This is a genomic window from Brevibacillus sp. FW301-21C12A, assembly GCF_058788915.1.
On record NZ_JBYTBG010000049.1, the window covers coordinates 14003 to 33403 of the forward strand.

Consider the following 19401-nt stretch of genomic DNA (forward strand, 5'->3'; position numbering starts at 1 on the left):
CGAAAAGTCTGCCCACCTGCTGCTGTTGCTTGCGGTGCTGCCTCCCTCCCATTCCTCGCGCTGATGGGGGGCATCGAATCATTCTATTGGAACGAATTGGCTGAACCTGATACGGTGAAGAGAAAGAACAGGAGGTGGCTGTATGGAGCAGCAAATCGCCCGCATGCAAAAGCATCTGGCAGAAGTTCCGGACATGTTTCGGGACAGGGGAGAGGAAGAGACGGCAAGGCGTCCGGCTCCGGGCAAATGATCCGCCAAAGAAATTCTCGGCCATTTGTGCGACTCGGCGATCAACAACCTCGCCCGCTTCGTCCGCGCGCAGACCGAGCAGCCGTATGCGCTGATCCCGTACCAGCAGGACGAATGGGTAAAAGCGCAAGCGTACCAGGCGCGGCCTGCCTTCGAGATCGTGCAGCTATGGAGCAGCCTGAACCGCTCGGTGGTCGCCGTCATGGCCGCGATGCCGCCCGCCGCTTGCGAGCATGCCTGTATATTGGCCGACGGCACGACGGTCAGTCTGCGCTGGCTGATGGAGGATTACGTCGCGCATATGGGGCACCATCTCGGCCAGTTGTCAGGCAGCTTGGCCAGGGCTAGACGATTGACTTCGATTCCGTTTGGGGATGCCCTGCGAGCACAGAAGTGACGATGTACACCGAGTCAAATTCGCCTTCGGACACGGCGATGATCGGCGACGGCTTGGCGAAAAGCAGCGCGTTGATTTCCGCCACAGTCAGCCCTTGCCCGTGCAAATGCAAGATTTCCCCTTGTAGCTGGAGCAAATCGTCCAGCTTGCGCGCAAGCAAATCTTTCCCTTTGGCGATGTAGCCCGCATGAGCGCAGTACATGGCGCGAAAATCGCGGGTCAGGACGTGGCGAATCGAATCGATCAACAGCGGAATGGACTCGTCGCGCAAAATTACTTTTGTCTTCGTTCCGAGAAAAAGGTCGCCGGAAAACAGGCGGCCTGTTTGCTTGTCGAACAGGGCGACGTGGTCGTGCGCATGTCCGGGAGTGTAGATGACCTCCCAGTCGATGGTGCGGGAGTGAAACGTTTCAGCGAGCGGCCGGGCGGCAAAAGGCTCGCGCATTCCCCAGACAAGCTGGCGGTACAGCGGATAGTCGGCGGGTCTGGAGCATAGCTCCACCCCTTTTTCGTGGACGTAGATGGGGACGTTTTTGCTGTTGGCAAGCCAGGCTGCGTTTCCGCTGTGATCTTCATGGCTGTGCGTCAGGACGACAGCGTCGAAGGAAGCGGCTGAAAAGCGGTCGGTCAGGCCGGCTGCGAGTGTTTGCGGCCCGGTATCGACCATCATGCCGTCTACGACATACACCTGGATTCCCCACTCGCGGCCCGCTCTTTGTACAATCCCCTCCAGGCACAGGACATCTTCGTGCTGATGGACTTCTACCACGGTGACACCTCCATTTTCTAATCGGACTTTTCTATCTGCCAAATGAACATACGCTCATTATACTATTGAATGATTATTCAGTCATTTCTCAATTTCTTTTCCTCGCCCACTGATCGTGTATGATGGTTACAGATGGATACGGACAAGAGGTGAAAAGATGAAGGCAATGCCTATTGATGCGGTGCTGCCGGAGTTGACCGGAGCGCTTGCGGCAAGCAACAACGCCGTGCTGGTCGCCGCTCCCGGGGCAGGGAAAACGACCAGGGTGCCGCTCGTTTTTCTCGAGCAGGACTGGCTCGTAAAAAAGCGCATTCTCATGCTGGAGCCGCGGCGGCTGGCAGCGCGAGCGGCGGCGGGCTACATGGCGCGGCAGCTTGGCGAGCAAGTGGGAGAGACGGTAGGGTATCGGGTCAAGCACGATACGCGAGTCGGCCCGCGTACGCGAATCGAAGTGATAACCGAAGGAATATTGACGCGGATGCTACAAGACGATCCCGAGCTTGCAGACGTCGGCCTGCTCATTTTCGACGAGTTTCACGAGCGGAGCCTGCATGCGGATTTGGGACTGGCGCTCAGCTTGCAGGCGCAAAGCCTGTTTCGCGAAGACTTGCGGATTTTGGTCATGTCGGCCACGCTTGCGGCAGAGCCAGTTGCCCGCCTGCTGGGGGATGCTCCCGTCATCGTGAGCGCAGGCAGAGCTTTTCCGGTCGAGACGCGCTTTTTGCCAAAGCCGTGGACTGGCGCGGTCGAGGAGGCAGTCACCCGCACCGTTTTGTCGGCATTGGCGGAGGAGGCAGGGGATGTGCTCGTGTTTTTGCCGGGAGCCAAAGAAATTCGCACGACGCAAGCTTTGCTGGCTAAAAGCGAGCTTGCTGCAAACGTGCGCGTCTACCCGTTGTACGGGGCGCTTGCGCAGCACGAGCAAGATGCGGCGATTCAGCCGGGCCAAGCAGGCGAGCGAAAAGTGGTGCTCGCCACTTCGATTGCGGAGACGAGCCTGACTGTCGAGGGCGTGCGAATCGTGATCGACAGCGGTTGGAAAAGGCTGCCGCGCTTTTCTTCGCGCACCGGGATGACGAGGCTGGAGACGGTCCGAGTGTCGCGGGCGGCAGCCGACCAGCGCAGGGGGAGAGCGGGCAGGCTGGACGCGGGTGTCTGCTATCGGCTGTGGACGGAGCAGGAGGACCGGATGCTCGTAGCGCACGAGCCACCGGAAATGACGGAGGCAGACCTCGCCCCGCTCGCTTTGGAGCTGGCAGCTTGGGGCGTGGGTGACGTGCAGGAGCTGCAATGGCTCGATGTTCCGCCAAAAGCTTCGCTGGCCCAGGCCAGGGAGCTGCTCCAGCAGTTAGGGGCGTTGGACGGGCACGGCCAGATTACCGCGCACGGCCGGGTGCTGGCCGGGATGGGCCTGCACCCAAGGCTTGGACACATGATTCAAAAAGCGGGCGAGCTCGGACTCGGAGCGATTGCGTGCGAGCTGGCTGTGCTGCTCGAGGAGCGGGATATCGCCCGGGGCCGAGCGGCTTTTGCCGATGCGGATATCAGCTCGCGGGTGGAGCTGTTGCAGCTCGTCGCGGGAAAACAAGGCGGGGCACGCGCTTTTGCGGAAGGGCAGGCTGATGAAGCGCTGTGTCGGCGGCTGTGGAGCGAAGCTGCGCAGCTCAAGCGGCAGTGGGGAAGCGCCAGCACGGCTGAAAACGTGGCCGACGTCAGCCAGACGGGCAGGCTGCTCGCCTTTGCCTACCCGGACAGGATCGCCCAGCGCAGGGGAGATGGACGCTACTTGCTGCGAAATGGCCGCGGCGCGACGTTTGCCGTTGAGCAGCCTCTGGCTTTTGCGCCGTACGTGGTAGCTCCGCTTCTCGACGACCAGGGGGCGGACAGCCGGATCATGCTCGCGGCAGCGGTGGAGGAAAGCGACCTGTACCGCGACTGGTCCGGGCAGATCACAGAGGAGACGTCTGTCTGGTGGGACCGTTCCGCTCAGGCCGTGCGCGCGCGTACGCGGAAAAAGCTCGGGGCATTCGTCTTGCAGGAGGTGGCGGCAGAAGCGGAAGCCGATGAGGTGTTGCAAGCTCTGCTTGCGGGCATCCGGACGGAAGGGCTGGAGCTGTTGCCGTGGAGCCGTCACGCCCGCCAGCTCAGGGAGCGGCTGCAGTTCATGAGCGGGATTGTGCCGGGCTGGCCGCGGGCAGATGACGAAGCCTTGCTCGACACGCTGGAGGAATGGCTCGCGCCGCATGTGTACGGCATGCGCAAAAAAGACGAGTTGCAGCAACTGTCCATGTCTATGGTGCTGGAAGGGATGCTGAGTTGGGAGGAACGGCAGCAGTTGGATGAGTACGCGCCTACGCATATCACCGTTCCGAGCGGCTCGAAAATCGCCGTCGACTACAGCGACCCTGCCGCGCCTTGCCTGTTTGTCAGGTTGCAGGAGCTGTTCGGCTGGCAGGATACGCCGCGCATCGGCCGGGGCAAGGTGCCGCTGACGCTGCATCTGCTTTCCCCGGCGCAGCGTCCGGTGCAGGTGACGCGAGACTTGGCCAGCTTTTGGCAGCAGGCGTACTTCGAAGTGAAAAAAGACTTGAAAGGCCGCTACCCGAAGCATTACTGGCCGGACGATCCGCTCGCCGCGATCCCGACGAACCGGGTGCGCCCGCAGAAATAGTACATTGGGGCTTGCGGGCTTGCCGCTTTTGTAGAGATCGAACCAGAAAAAGCCGACGGGCGCAACCAGGCTCAGGGCGATATTTCCCAACTTCCTAGTTCCATGTGCGCAAGTCGGCTTGAAACTGAAACTTTCACGCGGTTTGCGGCCGTCAGGAACATACCGCGATTCACGTACTACCCTCTCTATTTCCTTGGGACTGCCTGTTCATCGGGCAGTCCATTTTGTTTGCCGGACGGGCTGTTTCCCCAGCGGCCGCGATAGATCAACTGCTGCAAGTCTTCCCGCTTTGCCCATTGGTGCAGCTCCAAAAGCGGCCGATCCGGGTAATGATCGGTATAGCCGATGGACAACAACGCGACAGGGTCGATGTGCGGCGGGATGTTCAAGATGCGGCGGACGTCCGCCTTTTTGTAAAAGCTGACCCAGCCCATCGCCAAATCTTCCGCATATGCCGCGAGCCACATGTTTTGAATGGCACAGCTTACCGACATGATATCTGTCTCGGGAATCGAATTGCGCCCAAGCACGTGATCGCCGCCCCGCGTCGGGTCGCAGGTGACGCAGATGGTGAGCGGCGCTTCCTTGATGCCCTGGATTTTCAGCGCCAGAAAAGCCGATTCGCGCCCTGTTCCCTCGTAGTGGATGGCGAGCGCGCGCCGTTCTTTGTCCGCACAGTCTGCCAACTCCTGCTTGGTCGGCTCGTCCTCTACGAGAATAAAATTCCACGGCTGCATGAATCCGACGGAAGGGGCGTGATGGGCAGCGGCCAAAATCATGGCAATTTTTTCCGGCGGGATTGGATCAGGGCGAAACGTGCGTATATCGCGACGATTGCTGATAGCCTTGTACAGACCGTTTTTTTCTTCCGGTGTCAAACGCTTCATGAGTAAAACCTCCCTGTTTGCTACGGCTTCCTTCATTTTACTGATGCGCAAGCTCATGTTCCAGACATTTGCCTGACATATTCATGTCCTACGCTAAAGGGGGAAGACCTGTCCGTTTTCGAGGGGAGAGAAACTGGAATGACAAACATCCTGATCGTGGAAGACGAGCTGCCCATCTCTCGGGTGCTGAAGGCGTACCTGGAAAAACATCAGTTCTGCGTCGAACAGGCGTTTAACGGGGACGAGGCCCAGCGCAAGTTCGATTCGTTCAATCCTGCCCTGGTGCTGCTCGACGTCATGCTGCCGGGCCGGAGCGGGTGGAGCATTTTAGAATACATACGGTCGAAAAGCTCTTGCCCCGTCATCATGCTGACGGCGCTCGGGCATATCGACAACAAGCTTACAGGGCTGAATCAGGGAGCGGATGACTACATCACCAAGCCGTTTATTGCCGACGAAGTCGTGGCCCGTGTCAAGGCGGTGCTGCGCCGCTCCAAGCAAATTATCGAGGGAGATCAGGTCAAGCAGTTCGGCAGCCTGAAAATCGACTTCAAGGCGTACACGGTTACGCTGCACGGCGTAGAGCTGGCGTTTACGCCAAAAGACTTGTCGCTGTTTTTGTTTCTCGCCCAGTACAAAAATCAGACGTTTACGCGGGAGCAACTGATCGAGCAAGTGTGGGGCATGGACTACGAGGGCAGCGACCGCGCCGTAGACCTGGCGATCAAGCGCATCCGCCGATCGCTGGAAAACTGGCCAGCGTCCGAAGGGGAAATCCGCACGTACCGTGGCTTGGGTTACAAGCTTTGCGTCTATGAGTGAGAAAAAGCGCATCTCCCTGTTTCGCTATTGGACGACGCGGTATTTAATCACGCTCTGCATCGGCCTGTTGGTCATCGGCATCGCGTCCAGCTACTGGATCAACTACAGCGAAAAGCAAAAACGGCTGGACTTCATGCGGCTGATGGCAGCCGAGGTGTCGGATCGGGTGGTCGACGCCAACGGGCGGGTCATCACGGCGCCTTTCCTGTTCCGCCTGCTCGACAGCCGCCAGGAGTCGCTGCGCGTCAATTACAAGCCGTTCATGGTCATTTTGGATGCCGATCATCGCGCGGTGTTTGGCGGGCCGGGGCCGTTCAGCTCCGAGTTGAGGCGGATGGCCCGCGATCTGGTGGCAACGGATGAGAGCATGTCGCAGGTAGAGCTGGACCGGGGAGAAAAGCTGCTGTTTGTGAAAAAAAGCATCCAGGTCAACCAGCAAACGGTGGGCTGGGTCATGCTGTTTACGCCCATGCAGGATTTGACCCGCAGCACGACGGAGTTTCAGCTTTTGTTCACGATGCTGATAAGCCTTGGCCTGCTGGGCTGGCTGGTCATCTACTTGCTGACGAAAAAGCTGTCGACGCCGATCAAGGAAGTGGCAGACGCGGCCAAGCAGATCGTCATGGGCAATTACGACATTCATCTGGAAAAAGACAGGCGCGAGGATGAGATTTACGAGCTGATCCACTCGTTCAAGGAAATGGCGGATCGCCTGCGGCAACTGGAGCTGATGCGCACCGAGCTGTTGGCCGGAGTGACGCATGAGCTGAAAACGCCCGTCACGTCGATCAGCGGGCTGGTACAGGCGGTCAAGGACGACATCGTCGGCGGCGAGGAGGCCAAAGAGTTTTTGGAGATTTGCTCGAAGGAGACAGTCCGCCTGCAAAAAATGGTCGAGGACTTGCTCGACTTCAACTCTTTTGCCGTCGGCGACATCCGCATTCGCCGCGAACAGCAAAACATGTACGAGCTGGTGCAGGAAATTACCCATCAGTGGCAGATCGTGCAGGAGGTAGAGCAGATTGAGCTGTCCATCGTCAAGCCGGAGGAGCCGATCATCGCGAGCACCGATCCGCTGCGCGTGCAGCAAATTTTGTACAACCTGTTAAACAACGCCGCGCAGGCGATGGACTCGGCCGGAAAGATCGTCGTGTCCCTGTCTCGCACGGGCGATGAAATTCGCATTGATGTCAAAGATACAGGCTCGGGCATCCCGGAAGCGGAGCAGCCGCTTATTTTCGAGCGCTTTTACCGGGGCGAGGAAAAGAAGCATCTCGTCCGCGGGCTCGGCCTTGGCCTGTCGTTCAGCAAAATGATCGCGCAGGCGCTGGGGGGCAAGCTGCTGCTGTCCGAAAGCAGCAGGGCAGGGAGTACGTTTACGTTGCTTTTGCGCGCCTAGCCACGAATTATACGCAATCGACCAGACCAATTGGCTGGTCGATTTTTCGTACAGTTGCCCTCTACCGAACATGACCGAACATGAAGTGAAAAAGCTGCGGAACCAGCCGTGACGACATTTCACACCACTCCCTTCCATCTGACTTTTCCCTGACGCATTCGTTCCGTATATTGATCGCAACAGGGAAGACAAGCAGCTTCCCAGTCATTACGCAAATGGCAGGAGGATTTGGTGTGACGCAATCGGAGAAAAAGCGGACGTTGTTTTCGGGGGCGCGAAATAGCAAGAAAAAATGGATCATCGTCGGACTGGCTGTCGCGGTGATCGCAGGAGGGGGCGTGTTCGGCTACCGGACGCTTTTGACCCCGGAACGGGCACAGGCGGCGTATCAGGTCGTCACGGTGAAAAGGGGCGATGTTTCGGAAACCGTGCTGGCGTCCGGGACTGTGCAGGCTTCCAAGCGGTCCTCGCTCTCGTTTTCAGACGCAGAGGACGCCAAAGATGCCATCTCGACGATCCAGGTCAAAATCGGCGACCATGTAAAGGCTGGCCAGGTACTGGCTACGATGGATGATTCCGTCGCCAAAATCCAGGTGACCAACGCCCAGGCGAACCTTTTATCGGCACAAGCGAAGCTGGAGGATGCGCAAAAGCGCAAGAGCGCGGCGGAAATCAGCTCGCTGCAGGCGGCTGTCACCCAGGCGAAAAACGAGCTGGAGCTGGCGAAGCAAAATATCGACGGGCAAAAGGCGACGAACGACGTAGCCAAGGCGAAGGCGAATCTCGACAACGCCCAGAAGACGTTTGATTCGCAAAAGAAACTGTTTGAGGCGGGCGCGATCTCGCAGACCGAGTACGACAATGCGCAAGACGCTTTGGAGCAGGCGAAGCGGGATTACAATTCGGCTGTGCTGACGGCGGGGCAGACAAGCTCGCAGTCTGGCGTAAAGGTCGAGCAGGCACTCGCTTCCTATCAGACGGCACAGGAGGCGTTGAAAGAAGCGCAGGAAGGGCCGGATTCGGCGACGATTCTCGCGGCGAAGGCTGCGGTCGAGCAAGCGAAGGCCGAACTGCAAAAAGCGCAAAAGGCATTGAACGCCGTGACGCTGCGGGCGCCGATGGACGGCGTGATCGTCCAGTTGAACGGCAATGTCGGCGAAATTCCAGGCAATGATTTTATTATTATGGATAATTCCAACTCCGGCGAGCTAGAGGTGCTGGCCCAGATCAGCCAGAGCGACATCGGAAAAGTAAAAGAAGGCTTGCCCGTGTCGTTTACGACCAGCTCGTATCCGGATGAAACTTTTACGGGAAAAGTCAAGCTGATTTACCCGGAGGCGAAGACAGACTCCGGTGTCACGAGCTATGATGTGCTGCTCTCCGTCACCAACAAGGACAGCAAGCTGAAAATCGGGATGACGATGAACGTCACGATCGAGTTGGGAACGCACAAGGATGTGCTGTACGTACCGGCCTATGCTTTGCAGACGCAAAACGGCAAGGACGGCGTCTACCTGATGTCCGGAAGCGGAAACAGCGCCGGAGCCGAGAGCGGTGCGACCGAACAATCTGCAGCCGGGAAGTCCGAGGCCAAGCCGGAGGCGGGAGCAGAGCGGCAAGCGGGGCAGACGGGCGAGCGCACAAGCGCAAGAGAAGGCAGAATGGCTTCCATGCCGTACCAGTTCGTGCCGATCAAGATCGGATTTTTTGCGGCGGATCGCGTAGAAGTGCTGGAAGGTTTGAAGGAAGGGGACAGAGTCGTCGTTCCGATCAGCACAAGCACAAGCTCGTCGACGTCCAATCAGAACGGTGCCCGAATGGGAGGCGGAATGCCCGGCCTTGGCGGCTTCCCAGGTGGCGGAGGCGTCGTCCAGATGAGGGGACGATGAGAAGATGAGACCAGTCATACAAATTGAAGGGCTGAAAAAGCAGTATCAGATCGGCGACCAGGAAATTTTGGCCTTGCGCGGCGTCAGCCTGACGATTGAAGAGGGCGACTTCGTGGCGATCATGGGGCCGTCCGGCTCGGGCAAATCGTCGATGATGAACGTGATCGGCTGCCTCGACAAGCCGACGGCGGGAGAGTTTTACTTGGACGGCCACCCTGTTTCCGAGGCGCACGATGACGAGCTGGCGGAGATTCGCAACCAGAAAATCGGCTTTGTTTTTCAAAACTTCAATCTGCTCCCGCGCACGACAGCGGTGGAAAACGTGGAGCTGCCGCTGTTGTACGGCGGCACGCCCGCCAAAGAGCGCAGGGAGAGAGCGATCAGGGCGCTGACCAGCGTGGGGCTGGCCGAGCGGTTGAACAACAAGCCGAACGAGCTGTCGGGCGGCCAGCAGCAGCGGGTATCAATTGCCCGGGCGCTGGTCAACGATCCGGTCATTTTGCTGGCGGACGAGCCGACTGGCGCCCTGGATACCAGGACGAGCGAAGAGATCATGGGCATTTTCCAGCGGCTTAACGACGAAGGCAAAACCGTCATCCTCGTCACGCATGAGCCGGATATTGCCGAGTATGCCAAGCGGATTGTCCGTTTTCGCGACGGCCAGATCATCGCCAATGAAGTGGTAAAAGAGCGCAGAAGAGCGTGGGCAGAGGAAGTGAGAACATGAGCTTGATCGAGTGTGTACGCATTTCGTTTCGCAGCATCCGGGCAAACGGCTTGCGCTCCGTGCTCACGATGCTGGGGATTATCATCGGGGTCGCGGCCGTCATTGCGATGGTCGCCATCGGGGAAGGCACGTCTTCCTCTGTCGCCTCGCAGATCAACGGCCTGGGCAGCAACCTGCTGATCGTCTCGCCAGGACAAGCGACGCAAGGCCGGGTCAGCCTGGGAGCCGGGTCGCTGAATACGTTGACGCTGGCCGACGCAGAAGCGATCGCAGAAAAGGAATCGGTCGCGGGCGTCGCCCCGAGCGTCAACGGCCGTGCCCAGATCGTCTGGGGCAGCAACAACTATTCCAGCATGCTGGAGGGGACAACCGCCGATTTTTTGCGCGTGCGCAATGCAGAGGTGGCACAAGGCCGGTTTTTCACGAACTTCGAGGTGACGCGGCAGTTTAACGTCGCCGTCGTAGGGACGGAGGTCGTCAGCAACTTGTTCAAGGACACGACGACGAACCCGGTGGGGCAGACGGTGCAGATCAATCGCGTGCCGTTTACGATCATCGGCGTGCTGAAAAGCCAGGGCAGCTCCGGCATGACGAACAACGACGACAGGATTCTCATTCCGATTACGACCGCGATGAGCCGTCTGACAGGCGGCAAAAACGTCGGCACGATCTACGTCTCGGCCGCGTCCTCCGACACGATGGACGCGGCGCAGCAGGACATTCGCCAGACGCTGCGCGCCCAGCACAACCTGCGGCCGCAAGCGGCAGACGATTTTCGCATTACGTCCCAATCGGATATTCTCAGCACGGCGCAGGAAGTGTCCAGCTCGATGACGGCACTCTTGTCCGGCATTGCGGCGATCTCGCTGATCGTCGGGGGGATCGGGGTGATGAACATCATGCTCGTGTCCGTGACAGAGCGCACGCGCGAAATCGGGATTCGCAAGGCGATCGGGGCCAAGCGCCGGGATATTTTGCGCCAGTTTTTGATCGAGGCGGTTACGCTCAGCCTGATTGGCGGCATTTTGGGAATTGCCATCGGGGTAGGGGCCGCGCTCCTCATCAGCAAGCTCGGCTCGCTTGCGACCTCGATCAGCCTGACGCCGATTTTGTACGCGTTTTTGACCTCGTCTTTGGTTGGCGTGATCTTTGGCGTCTACCCGGCGCGCAAGGCAGCCCAACTGAAGCCGATCGACGCGCTTCGCTACGAATGAGTGTGTAATTTTTCCAATCGGGGCATACTAGCTGCGGTGAGGTGTTGGTGCTGATGGAAAAAAACGTCCAGTTTTCCGTACCGTGGCGAGAAGCGACACGCATCCTGAAAAGGTTGAAAGCGGGCAAATTGCGGTTTGTGGTCAGGCAGTACGCAGGGAAGACAGGGGTTGCCTTCGTCTTTCCCAGAGTGAGCGTCAGCCAGTACGTCTATTTGTACATCGTATTTGGGCCGAGAGCTGCTGACGTAATCGGCAAGGATACCAAGTAGGAATGAATCCCTGCTCGTGAAAACGGGGCAGGGATTTGCTTTTTTTCTGCTTTTCCGACCGTTTTTCCCATTATTTCGCTATAAAACAAAACCTGACACTTTTCGATAAGAGAGTTTCATAGTACAATTCCAATATGAACGAACTTGGGGAAGTTCGGGATGGCGGTACCCAAACTGTGCAGGAGGGCCGCCTCTTTTTTTCAAGCGGGTAAATCTGCGGGAATTTGGCAGCAGGAGAAGAAGCAGACTCGCAACGAAACACACAGCTTTTTGAATGGATAGAATAGGTACAATTACCTGAATATACAGCTAGATCTTGTAGGTTTGTAGATGTAGAATACTTCCGTACTACCTCTTCCCAGGAAACGATCCTGGGATTTTTTTGTTTGCCGCAAGACAGAGCAAAAACCACTCGGCGAACAGAGCGGGCCGGCCGTTTACGCAGACGGGATTTTCGGGGAAAAGCTGCCTTTCAGCAAGGCGTCAATCAACTGCTTCTGCGACAGCGAGATCGAGATGCCAGGATCGGGCAGATCAGCGTGAAAGCGGTTTTCCTTGTACAAATACCACATGGAGCCAGTCGGCTGCAGCAAGTAGAGCATAATGTTTTCCTCTCTCTGCCGCCCGATTCTGGCAATGTCGCGCAAGGAAGTAAAAAGCTCTCCCCACACGGGCAAATATGGTTTTGTTTTGGCTTGGATGATAGCGTGGACAAGCTGCTGCTTGGCGAGGGAAAGAAAGTCGGTTGCGTTGTTTTCCACAGAGGGCATGTCTCTTGCTCCTTTTTCAAAGACGGGCGAAACGCGATCGATTCGGCCAGCCTGAAGTGTGGATGTTGACGAATTTTGTCGAAACCAAGATTAAGTGTAAAATAGTCTCCAGCTCGTTGCAATAGGAGAGATGGCGGATGCTTGTTGACATTTGACGGTTTCAGCCGATTTAGATAGCATAGGGGCAGCACATTTTACGAGAAATGAGAGACAGAGCGGGGAGTGGAAGCCATGGCACAAAAACAGCGGCTGCTGATTGATTATAGCGGCGGGCTCGATCAAGCGTTGGCGCTCTGGTATGCGCTGCAATCGGCAAACGTTCAGGTGAGCGGCATCGTCGTTACCGACGCAGAGCCGCAGCGCGGCATCAGGCTGGCGCAAAAGCTGATCGAGCTGGTGCAGCCAAATGCAACAATTCCGGTAGTGGCAGGTGCGAGCCGGCCGCTTTTTCACAGAGAAACAGACGCGCAGGCAGGGGCTGCTGCGACCAGTGACGGCGTGTCATTTTTGTCCGAGCTGAGGCACGATTCGGCCAATCCGTACACGCTGGTGACGCTGGGGCGTTTGACGACAGTGGCGATGGCAATGGCGAGGAACCACGAATGGACATCAGCGCTTGAACGGCTGGTCGTGCGGGGCGGCGCGATTCGCGTGCCGGGAGACGTGACGTCGGTCGCGGAAGCCAATCTGCACGCGGACCCGGAAGCGGCGGCGTTCGTCCTGGCAGCACGGCTGCCGCTTCTGTTCGTTCCGTTGGACGCGACGGAATCGCTGTCGGCGGCGGAGGCGTACATAGACGAGTTGGCAAAGCGTGCGAAGGCGGCTGGGCTTGTGACAGCAGCAGAGGCAGAGGCTTTCTTTTCCGCGGAAAAAACAGCTTCTGCCGTTCACGCGCTGGCAGCGATTATGGCAGCCGAGTCCCCTGAGCGCATTTTTGTCGAGCAAATGAAGCTTGCGGTCGAGTGTCAGAGCGAATTGTCGCGCGGCGCCCTGCTCGCCGATCTGAGGGCGAAGCCAAGCGTGGGCACAGACGCGGCCGTGTGCGTAGGCATCAAAGCCGGGGCTGTGCTCGCAGGACTGCAGCAACTGCCGGAGAAAGGGGATGGACGATCGTGAAAAAAGTCATTTTGGACGTGGATACGGGCATTGACGACGCGTTGGCGATCTCCTACGCTATTCACTCCCCGGCCCTGGAGGTATGCGGGATCACGACGACGTTTGGAAATATTACCGTCGAGGAAGCGACGAGAAATACGCTGCAAATGCTGGAGCTGCTGGGCGCAGCCGACATCCCTGTCTACCAGGGAGCGGCCCGTCCGATCGTCCGCGAGCTGACGGGCAAGGCACGGCTGTTCCACGGCGAAAACGGTCTGGGCAATGTCGTCCTGCCGCCGCCCGTGACAGCCGCACAGCCAGAGAGCGCCACGCAGTTTCTCATCTCCACAATCAAGGCGAATCCTGGCCAAATTACGCTCATCATGGTCGGAAGCATGACCAATCTCGCCCGGGCGATCATGGCGGCGCCGGAAATCGTCACGCTCATCGAGCAGGTCGTCGCGATGGGCGGAGCGGTCACCGTGCCGGGCAATCGCACGCCAGTGGCGGAGGCCAACATCTGCGCCGATCCGGAAGCGGCCGCTTTCGTCATGCAGTCAGGTATCCCGATGACACTGGTGGGGCTTGACGTGACGATGCAGACGCTGCTTACGCGCGAGCACCTGCGGGAATGGAGAGCGCGTGACACGCCTGTAAGCCGGGTGTTTGCCGATATGTGCGAGCTGTACATGGACGCTTACGCGACGGTAGGCAATGTGCGCGGCTGCGGCCTGCACGATCCGCTGGCGGTCGGCGTCGTGATTGACCCGACGTTTGTGAAGGCCGTCCCGATGCACGTCGAAGTCGACACTTCCGGGGGCGCAAGCGACGCGCGCACGATTGGCGACAGGCGGGCTCGTCCTGCCCAGGCTGCGAATGTACAAGTTTGCCTGAAGGTCGACCACGAGCGTTTTGTGCAGCATTTTTTGCGGCATGTCATGGGAAATTAAGGAGGAATCGTTATGTTGAAAGAGTTCAAAGAGTTTGCGTTAAAAGGAAATGTGCTCGATCTGGCCGTCGGGGTTGTCATCGGGGGAGCCTTCGGCAAAATCGTGACTTCTTTGGTCAACGACATTATTACGCCGTTAATCGGTCTGCTTTTGGGCAAAGTTGATTTTACGAATCTGTTCATCGCGCTGAACGGCGTTCATTACAATACGCTTGCGGAAGCAAAAAACGGCGGGGCTGCAACCCTGAACTACGGACTTTTCCTGAATTCTGTCATTGATTTTCTGATTATCGCGTTTTCTATCTTCATCGTCATCAAGCAGTTGAACCGCTTCAAGCGCAAGCAGGAAGTGGTCAAAGCGCCGGAAACGACGAAGGAATGCCCGCATTGCATCACGACCATTCCGATCAAGGCGACCCGCTGCCCGCATTGCACCTCCATGCTCGATACAAACGGAGCGGCGTTGGCGCACGAATAACCACAGACTTGAGCGTACAGAAGACGCAAAACGAAAAAGCAAGCCGACCAACTGGTGCGGCTTGCTTTTGTTTTTTTAACCAGGTTTGTACCGTGCGCGAAAAGGCGACTTGAACATGATTTCGCCCAGGAACAGCAGGCCGATGCACGCCGAGGCGACCAGGAGGGAGCAGTCGAAAGCTGTTTTGATGTTCCCCCAGCAGTTGCGCAGGCAGCGGGAGAGGATGTTCCATGGGGGGCCCGGCCCGCGCTTTTAAAGCGCTTTCTTTTTTAAACGAAAGGATTCACGTAAAAAGCGGGAGAGGACGCCGGGCAAAAAACCGGAGCATCTGTCGACTCTGCCGCTATTCCATGAAGCGGAAGCGATGCAAGGAAATAAACAGGCTGAGCAGCTTGTTCACTTGTTCACGACAGGCTCACCTTCGTTGCGGTTGCCCAGTTCCTCCAGCGCGGCGTCAATCGCGTCGGCGCTTTTGGTCAGCTCGCTTGCGGTCATGTTTGCCATCACGCCGTAGATTTCCAGCGGCAGTACGCTTTTGTTAGTCTGGTTGTCGGTCACGATGCACGCTCCCGAATACTTGTCCACTTCTTTGGCGCAGTAGCACATCTCCGCACTGTCCTGTCCGACGACGACAAAGTAGGGGAGCGGAGCGGGCCAGGAGGTTGCCACGGCGCCGTGCTCGACGTACACGCCTTTAAACAAGCCGTTGACGACGTGGCGCTTGCCATCGGCATAGCGGCGAATGACGGACAGGTCCTTGGCAATCAGTTCGCCGTCTTTGAAGACGTACAGCGGGTTGATCTGCGACAAGCTGTCTGTCAAAACGATATCGGCAAAACGGCCTGGTGTCAAAGAGCCGATCTGATCGTCCATATGATACGCCTTGGCGGTATTGTAGGAAGCCATTTTATCGCCTTGATCGGACTGATGCCCATCTGGGCGCAAAGCGAAATGATCCAATCCATGTGGCCCAGCTTCCGCAAGCGTTCAATCGAAATATTGTCCGTGCAGAGCATGAAGTTTTCCGTCGGGAACTTGCGGTCGACGATGGAGCGCAACAGCGTCTGGATGACTTCGCTGCTGCCGACGCCGAACTTGATCTGCGTCGGGAAACCGTAGCGAATGCTTTTTTCGATGTCGTCGCCGTTCCAGACGTCGTGGTTGTTGGATACCCCGATCGCAGGCAAGTAGTTCAGCACCATGTCCGGCAGAGCGGTCAGGCCCCAGTGTCCGTTCATGAAGCCGCCTTTTGCCCGCACCCAGGCCGCTTTCTGGAAATCGTCCTCATCGCCTTTGCTGTAGGTGAAGTACTCAAATTCGCCTAACCCGATGACCGGCTCCATCTCCAGCACTTCCTTGGTCACCCAAGCCGCCGTCTTTTTGCGGGGAGCAAAAGCGTACAGGCGGTAAGGCAGCTTGTCATAGTCGCGGAACAAGTTTTGCGCGGCGCGTACCCCGTCTTCGCCAGCCGCGCTGAGCAGGTCGAGACATTCGGCAAAAATCGTCGTAGTCCCGCACGGCACCATCGCTTCCGCAAGCGCTGTCGGGTGGGCGAGCTGGGATTCGAAGTGCAGGTGGGCATCGATCAAGCCGGGGATTGCATACAGCCCTTGCCCGTCAAACACTTCTTTGACCTGGATGACCGACTCGTCCGGATTGAGCGCGACGATTCGCTTGTCGTAAACGAGCAGGGAGCCGTGGTAGACGGTTTCTCCATGCACATCCAGAATATTCAGGTTTTTTAATAGCAGGTCGGCTTCCTTCTTGCCGTGCAAAATAGCGAAAATCGCACGGACTTGTTCAAGGTGGTTCGTTTCTGTTTGCTTCATGGCTTCAGTTCTTCCTTTCCTTGGGAAAAATTTATATAAGGAGAGCGAGTAAGCTCTGCACTTATCGAATAGAGAGGGTTAGTTAATCGTTTAACTAAACGCGTTTGCGAAACGTATGTAGCATGGAGCAAAACATTCAGTTAAACGTTTAACTCAACCAGCAAAAAAACATGTGGGAAAGCTTGTCGGCAGAGGAAAACGGTTGTAGTTAAACGTTTAACTAAAAGGGGAAACGAAAGCTCAAAAGACGCGAAGTCTTTTTTGCGCAGATGGAGAGTGTACAAGAAAGGGCAACCAAGGCTGAACCAAGCCAGTGGCGCAGCCAGGTTTTCGAACGGCCGGCTATTCTTTTGAAAAAGTCAGGCGGAGTTGCGCACGACGATGAACGGCTCCAGTATGGTGACGGGTTCGAACTCTTCTTTGCGAATCTGGCTTAAAATGATCTCGGCGCTTTTGACCCCGAGCTCGCGGTTGTGCAAGTCCACGCAAGTCAGCTCGGGCGTAGAGATTTCCGACATCAAGGAGTTGCCCAGACTCAGCACCGCCATGTCTTCGGGAATCCGGATGTTTGCCTGCACCAATGCTTTTGTCAGACAGACGGCACTCAGCTCGTTCAGGACGAAGACGCCGTCAATGTTGTGTTGCAACAGGGCCGGGATGCAGTCTTTTGCCAGGTCCATGCTATCGGCCATTTCCAGCAGCAACGGTTTTTCCGCGCTTCCGGTCGCCTGGCGGTACCCGTCGAGAAAATAAGGGAGCAGATGGTCGGGCAATTGCTTGTGGACGAAGGCGAGCCGCCGCTTTCCGCTGGAGCGCAAATACTCGGTGCCTAGACGGCTGGCCTTGACCAAGTCCGGGTACAGCAGCGGAAATCCGGCGAACGGAATGCAGCGATTGGCGTAGACGACGGGAATATTCCAGTCGAGGACGCTCTGGATGCTTTGCTGGAAGGACATGTCCGAAAACAGGCCGATGAAGATGATTTTGCCAACGCTTGGTTAAACGTATCAGTTAATCGATTAACTTCTGTTGAGAGAATCGTAGCATTCTGCTCATTTTTTGCCCGCAACCCGCAAAAAGAAAAGATAGAGAATCAGAGGCGATCTGAAAGCCCTATCCGCAGCGTTTTCTGCCGTATTCGTCAAACGTTTTTCTTTTTGCGCTTCCCCCGGTTTTTGTACTGAAAATGCAGCCGCTTGATGGTGCGGAAGTATGTTTTGTCCTTGAGCTTCGCAAACAGGGCGTGAGAAGGGAAGTCGTAGTTGACCTCGATGATCGAGAGCTGGCCCGCTTTGTCGATGGCGAAATCAACCCCGATTTGCGCGCTGTGGCGGTATTTGTTGAAATGGGCGCAGACGCGGTGGCTGACGCGGATCAACCGGGAGACGACCTCCTTGATTTTTTCCGGCGCGACCGCTTGCGACTTGGACAAGGCGTGAGGGACTGTGACGGCGTAGCCGCCTCCGCGGGCGACGTTCGTGATGACGCTGTCAGCTCCGGCTACTTTTGCCAGCATCCCGGCATATTGCCATTTCCCGAGGCCGTTGCGCATCATCATGACGCGAATGTCGTACGGGCGGCCGTTCAGCTCAGCCAAATCCAGCCCTTTTTGGATGATGTAGTTTTTTTCGGTACACTGGCGGGCAAGCTGCTGCTTCAGCTCCGCCAGCGAGGCAACCCGGACAGGCTCGCCACGCTCTTTTACAAACTGGTAGCCGTCCGCCGTTTGCAAGACGCGCATGATGCCTTTGCCCATGTGGGTTCGCGTCGGCTTGATGTAGACGGTCGTGTACTTCGCAAGATAAGGTTCCAACAGAGCGGGCTGGTACAAGTCTGTAGGGGGCAAATACGGACGAATGTGCGGGCTTTTGGAAAAAAACTGATGAAGGCTCCATTTGGAGGAGGAGATCAAGTTAGACACCTCGCCTTTTTGCAAAGATCAAAGTTCCATTCTTGCTAACATATACAGCAAAATGGAAAAAAGTGAGCAGGAGTTGGGCAATTGCGGGGAAAATATGTTCTAGGAAAAGCAAATGCGAACGGAAACGGAGAACGAGATGAGACGATACCAACCAGTCCAGCCGCCGATCTTGCAAGGGACGGGCTCCGACGACCAGTACAGCTATCGCGAATACTTGCCCAGCAAAAGCCTGGCGAATTACGTGGCCTGCTATTGGACTTCGCAGTTCCACGGCCACGGGCAGAGCACGCCGCTTTTGCACAGAGTCATCCCGGACGGCTGCGTCGACATCATTTTCGATCTGGGAGCGAGATCGTTCGGGCGCGGCGCGTTTGTCACCGGACTGATGACCGCCTATGAACTCATGCCGCTGGTAGAGCCGCAGGCGATGTTCGGCATCCGTTTTTTCGTGGAGGAGGCCGACCGTTTTTTCCGCTTTCCGGTGGCGGAGGTCAGCGCTGCGCACGTTTTGCTGGAGGACCTCTGGGGGAGCGAGGCGCTGTGGGCGATGGAAGGAATGCTGGACGCGGCGGACACGGCCCAGCGGATTGCCTGGGCGGAGCGGCTGCTGATGCAGAGCCTGAACCGCGACGGGATGCGGCAAAATGCGCTCTTGTTGACCAGCATGCAGCATCTGTACGAGCATCAGGGGAATCTGTCGGTTGCGGCGCTGGCGGAAAAAGTGTGCTACAGCGAACGAAATGTGCGCCGGATGTTCCAGCAGGCGCTCGGCATCGGGCCGAAGGAGCTGTCCCGCATCATCCAGTTTCAGAGCTTGCTGCAACTGCTCGCCAAAGGGCAGGCTGCTTCCTTTGCAGACGCGGCCGTACAATGCGGCTACTACGACCAGTCGCACGTCATCAAAAGCTTTCGCGCCTACTACGGCGAGACGACGGGCGGAATTTTCGCCGTGCGCGGAGCGCGGGCGCAGCCGGGTGAAGTTGTCCGTTTTTTACAGATTTTCCGAACGAGAAAGCCCGCTACGGTGCGATAGCACCCCCTTTAGGGGCGGGATGAGAGTGAGGTC

General features: G+C 57.4%; 19 protein-coding genes. 12 read left to right on the top strand and 7 right to left on the bottom strand.

Features of this window, described 5'->3' with window-relative positions:
• Positions 1-274 precede the first annotated feature (274 nt).
• On the top strand, positions 275-646 hold the full coding sequence (locus tag AC3WQH_RS21930; protein ID WP_197186542.1) for a DinB family protein: 372 nt from the start codon (positions 275-277) through the stop codon (positions 644-646).
• On the opposite strand, the gene AC3WQH_RS21935 is transcribed toward AC3WQH_RS21930, so the two are convergent.
• On the bottom strand, positions 594-1415 hold the full coding sequence (locus tag AC3WQH_RS21935) for an MBL fold metallo-hydrolase (protein WP_005834486.1): 822 nt from the start codon (positions 1413-1415) through the stop codon (positions 594-596). The genes AC3WQH_RS21930 and AC3WQH_RS21935 overlap by 53 nt on opposite strands.
• Positions 1416-1572: 157 nt before the next feature.
• Between AC3WQH_RS21935 and hrpB the strand changes: the two genes are divergently transcribed.
• On the top strand, positions 1573-4086 hold the full coding sequence (gene hrpB, locus AC3WQH_RS21940; protein WP_429775486.1) for an ATP-dependent helicase HrpB: 2514 nt from the start codon (positions 1573-1575) through the stop codon (positions 4084-4086).
• A gap of 185 nt (positions 4087-4271) precedes the next feature.
• Here hrpB and bluB read toward each other — a convergent pair whose 3' ends face one another.
• Positions 4272-4973, bottom strand: a complete 702-nt coding sequence (gene bluB, locus AC3WQH_RS21945) for a 5,6-dimethylbenzimidazole synthase (protein WP_005834482.1) — start codon at positions 4971-4973, stop codon at positions 4272-4274.
• 138 nt (positions 4974-5111) lie between these two features.
• On the opposite strand from bluB, the gene AC3WQH_RS21950 reads away from it, so the two are divergent.
• The 6 genes from AC3WQH_RS21950 to AC3WQH_RS21975 all read left to right on the top strand — a co-directional run bounded on the left by AC3WQH_RS21950 (position 5112) and on the right by AC3WQH_RS21975 (position 11293).
• The gene (locus AC3WQH_RS21950) at positions 5112-5795 is read left to right on the top strand and encodes a response regulator transcription factor (RefSeq protein WP_005834480.1); all 684 of its coding nucleotides are present in this window, start codon (positions 5112-5114) and stop codon (positions 5793-5795) included.
• Entirely contained in the window at positions 5788-7194 is a 1407-nt protein-coding gene (locus AC3WQH_RS21955; protein WP_193373892.1) for a HAMP domain-containing sensor histidine kinase, read from the top strand. The genes AC3WQH_RS21950 and AC3WQH_RS21955 overlap by 8 nt, the downstream gene beginning before the upstream one ends.
• A gap of 233 nt (positions 7195-7427) precedes the next feature.
• Positions 7428-9083, top strand: a complete 1656-nt coding sequence (locus AC3WQH_RS21960) for an efflux RND transporter periplasmic adaptor subunit (protein WP_005834477.1) — start codon at positions 7428-7430, stop codon at positions 9081-9083.
• Between the two features lie 4 nt (positions 9084-9087).
• Positions 9088-9810, top strand: a complete 723-nt coding sequence (locus AC3WQH_RS21965) for an ABC transporter ATP-binding protein (RefSeq protein WP_007786204.1) — start codon at positions 9088-9090, stop codon at positions 9808-9810.
• Positions 9807-11024 (top strand): ABC transporter permease, encoded by a 1218-nt coding sequence (locus AC3WQH_RS21970; protein WP_005834474.1) that lies wholly within the window; start codon positions 9807-9809, stop codon positions 11022-11024. The genes AC3WQH_RS21965 and AC3WQH_RS21970 overlap by 4 nt, the downstream gene beginning before the upstream one ends.
• 53 nt (positions 11025-11077) lie before the next feature.
• Complete coding sequence (locus tag AC3WQH_RS21975) at positions 11078-11293, top strand: hypothetical protein (protein ID WP_005834472.1); 216 nt, start codon at positions 11078-11080, stop codon at positions 11291-11293.
• A 437-nt stretch (positions 11294-11730) separates the two neighbouring features.
• Here AC3WQH_RS21975 and AC3WQH_RS21980 read toward each other — a convergent pair whose 3' ends face one another.
• Positions 11731-12063: a hypothetical protein gene (locus AC3WQH_RS21980; protein ID WP_005834470.1), complete on the bottom strand. Its 333-nt coding sequence runs from the start codon at positions 12061-12063 to the stop codon at positions 11731-11733.
• A gap of 231 nt (positions 12064-12294) precedes the next feature.
• On the opposite strand from AC3WQH_RS21980, the gene AC3WQH_RS21985 reads away from it, so the two are divergent.
• From AC3WQH_RS21985 to mscL, 3 genes are read left to right on the top strand one after another with little or no spacing between them, the layout of a single operon-like run.
• Positions 12295-13179 (top strand): nucleoside hydrolase, encoded by an 885-nt coding sequence (locus tag AC3WQH_RS21985; RefSeq protein ID WP_005834468.1) that lies wholly within the window; start codon positions 12295-12297, stop codon positions 13177-13179.
• On the top strand, positions 13176-14108 hold the full coding sequence (locus AC3WQH_RS21990; RefSeq protein WP_007786210.1) for a nucleoside hydrolase: 933 nt from the start codon (positions 13176-13178) through the stop codon (positions 14106-14108). Before AC3WQH_RS21985 ends, AC3WQH_RS21990 begins: the two co-directional genes overlap by 4 nt.
• A 12-nt stretch (positions 14109-14120) precedes the next feature.
• Positions 14121-14585: a large conductance mechanosensitive channel protein MscL gene (gene mscL / locus AC3WQH_RS21995; protein ID WP_005834464.1), complete on the top strand. Its 465-nt coding sequence runs from the start codon at positions 14121-14123 to the stop codon at positions 14583-14585.
• A gap of 396 nt (positions 14586-14981) precedes the next feature.
• Here the strand turns inward: mscL and AC3WQH_RS22000 are convergent, their stop codons facing one another.
• From AC3WQH_RS22000 to AC3WQH_RS22015, 4 genes are all read right to left on the bottom strand, one after another.
• The gene (locus AC3WQH_RS22000; protein WP_492332246.1) at positions 14982-15458 is read right to left on the bottom strand and encodes an adenine deaminase C-terminal domain-containing protein; all 477 of its coding nucleotides are present in this window, start codon (positions 15456-15458) and stop codon (positions 14982-14984) included.
• Complete coding sequence (locus AC3WQH_RS22005; protein WP_492332247.1) at positions 15434-16414, bottom strand: hypothetical protein; 981 nt, start codon at positions 16412-16414, stop codon at positions 15434-15436. The genes AC3WQH_RS22000 and AC3WQH_RS22005 overlap by 25 nt, the downstream gene beginning before the upstream one ends.
• A gap of 359 nt (positions 16415-16773) precedes the next feature.
• Positions 16774-17370, bottom strand: coding sequence for a substrate-binding domain-containing protein (locus tag AC3WQH_RS22010; RefSeq protein ID WP_026557721.1), 597 nt, complete (start codon positions 17368-17370; stop codon positions 16774-16776).
• 185 nt (positions 17371-17555) lie between these two features.
• Positions 17556-18326 (bottom strand): YheC/YheD family protein, encoded by a 771-nt coding sequence (locus AC3WQH_RS22015; RefSeq protein ID WP_007786219.1) that lies wholly within the window; start codon positions 18324-18326, stop codon positions 17556-17558.
• 145 nt (positions 18327-18471) lie between these two features.
• On the opposite strand from AC3WQH_RS22015, the gene AC3WQH_RS22020 reads away from it, so the two are divergent.
• A complete protein-coding gene (locus AC3WQH_RS22020; RefSeq protein ID WP_241764955.1) occupies positions 18472-19368 on the top strand; it encodes a helix-turn-helix transcriptional regulator in 897 nt (298 codons plus the stop codon).
• Positions 19369-19401: the final 33 nt, after the last annotated feature.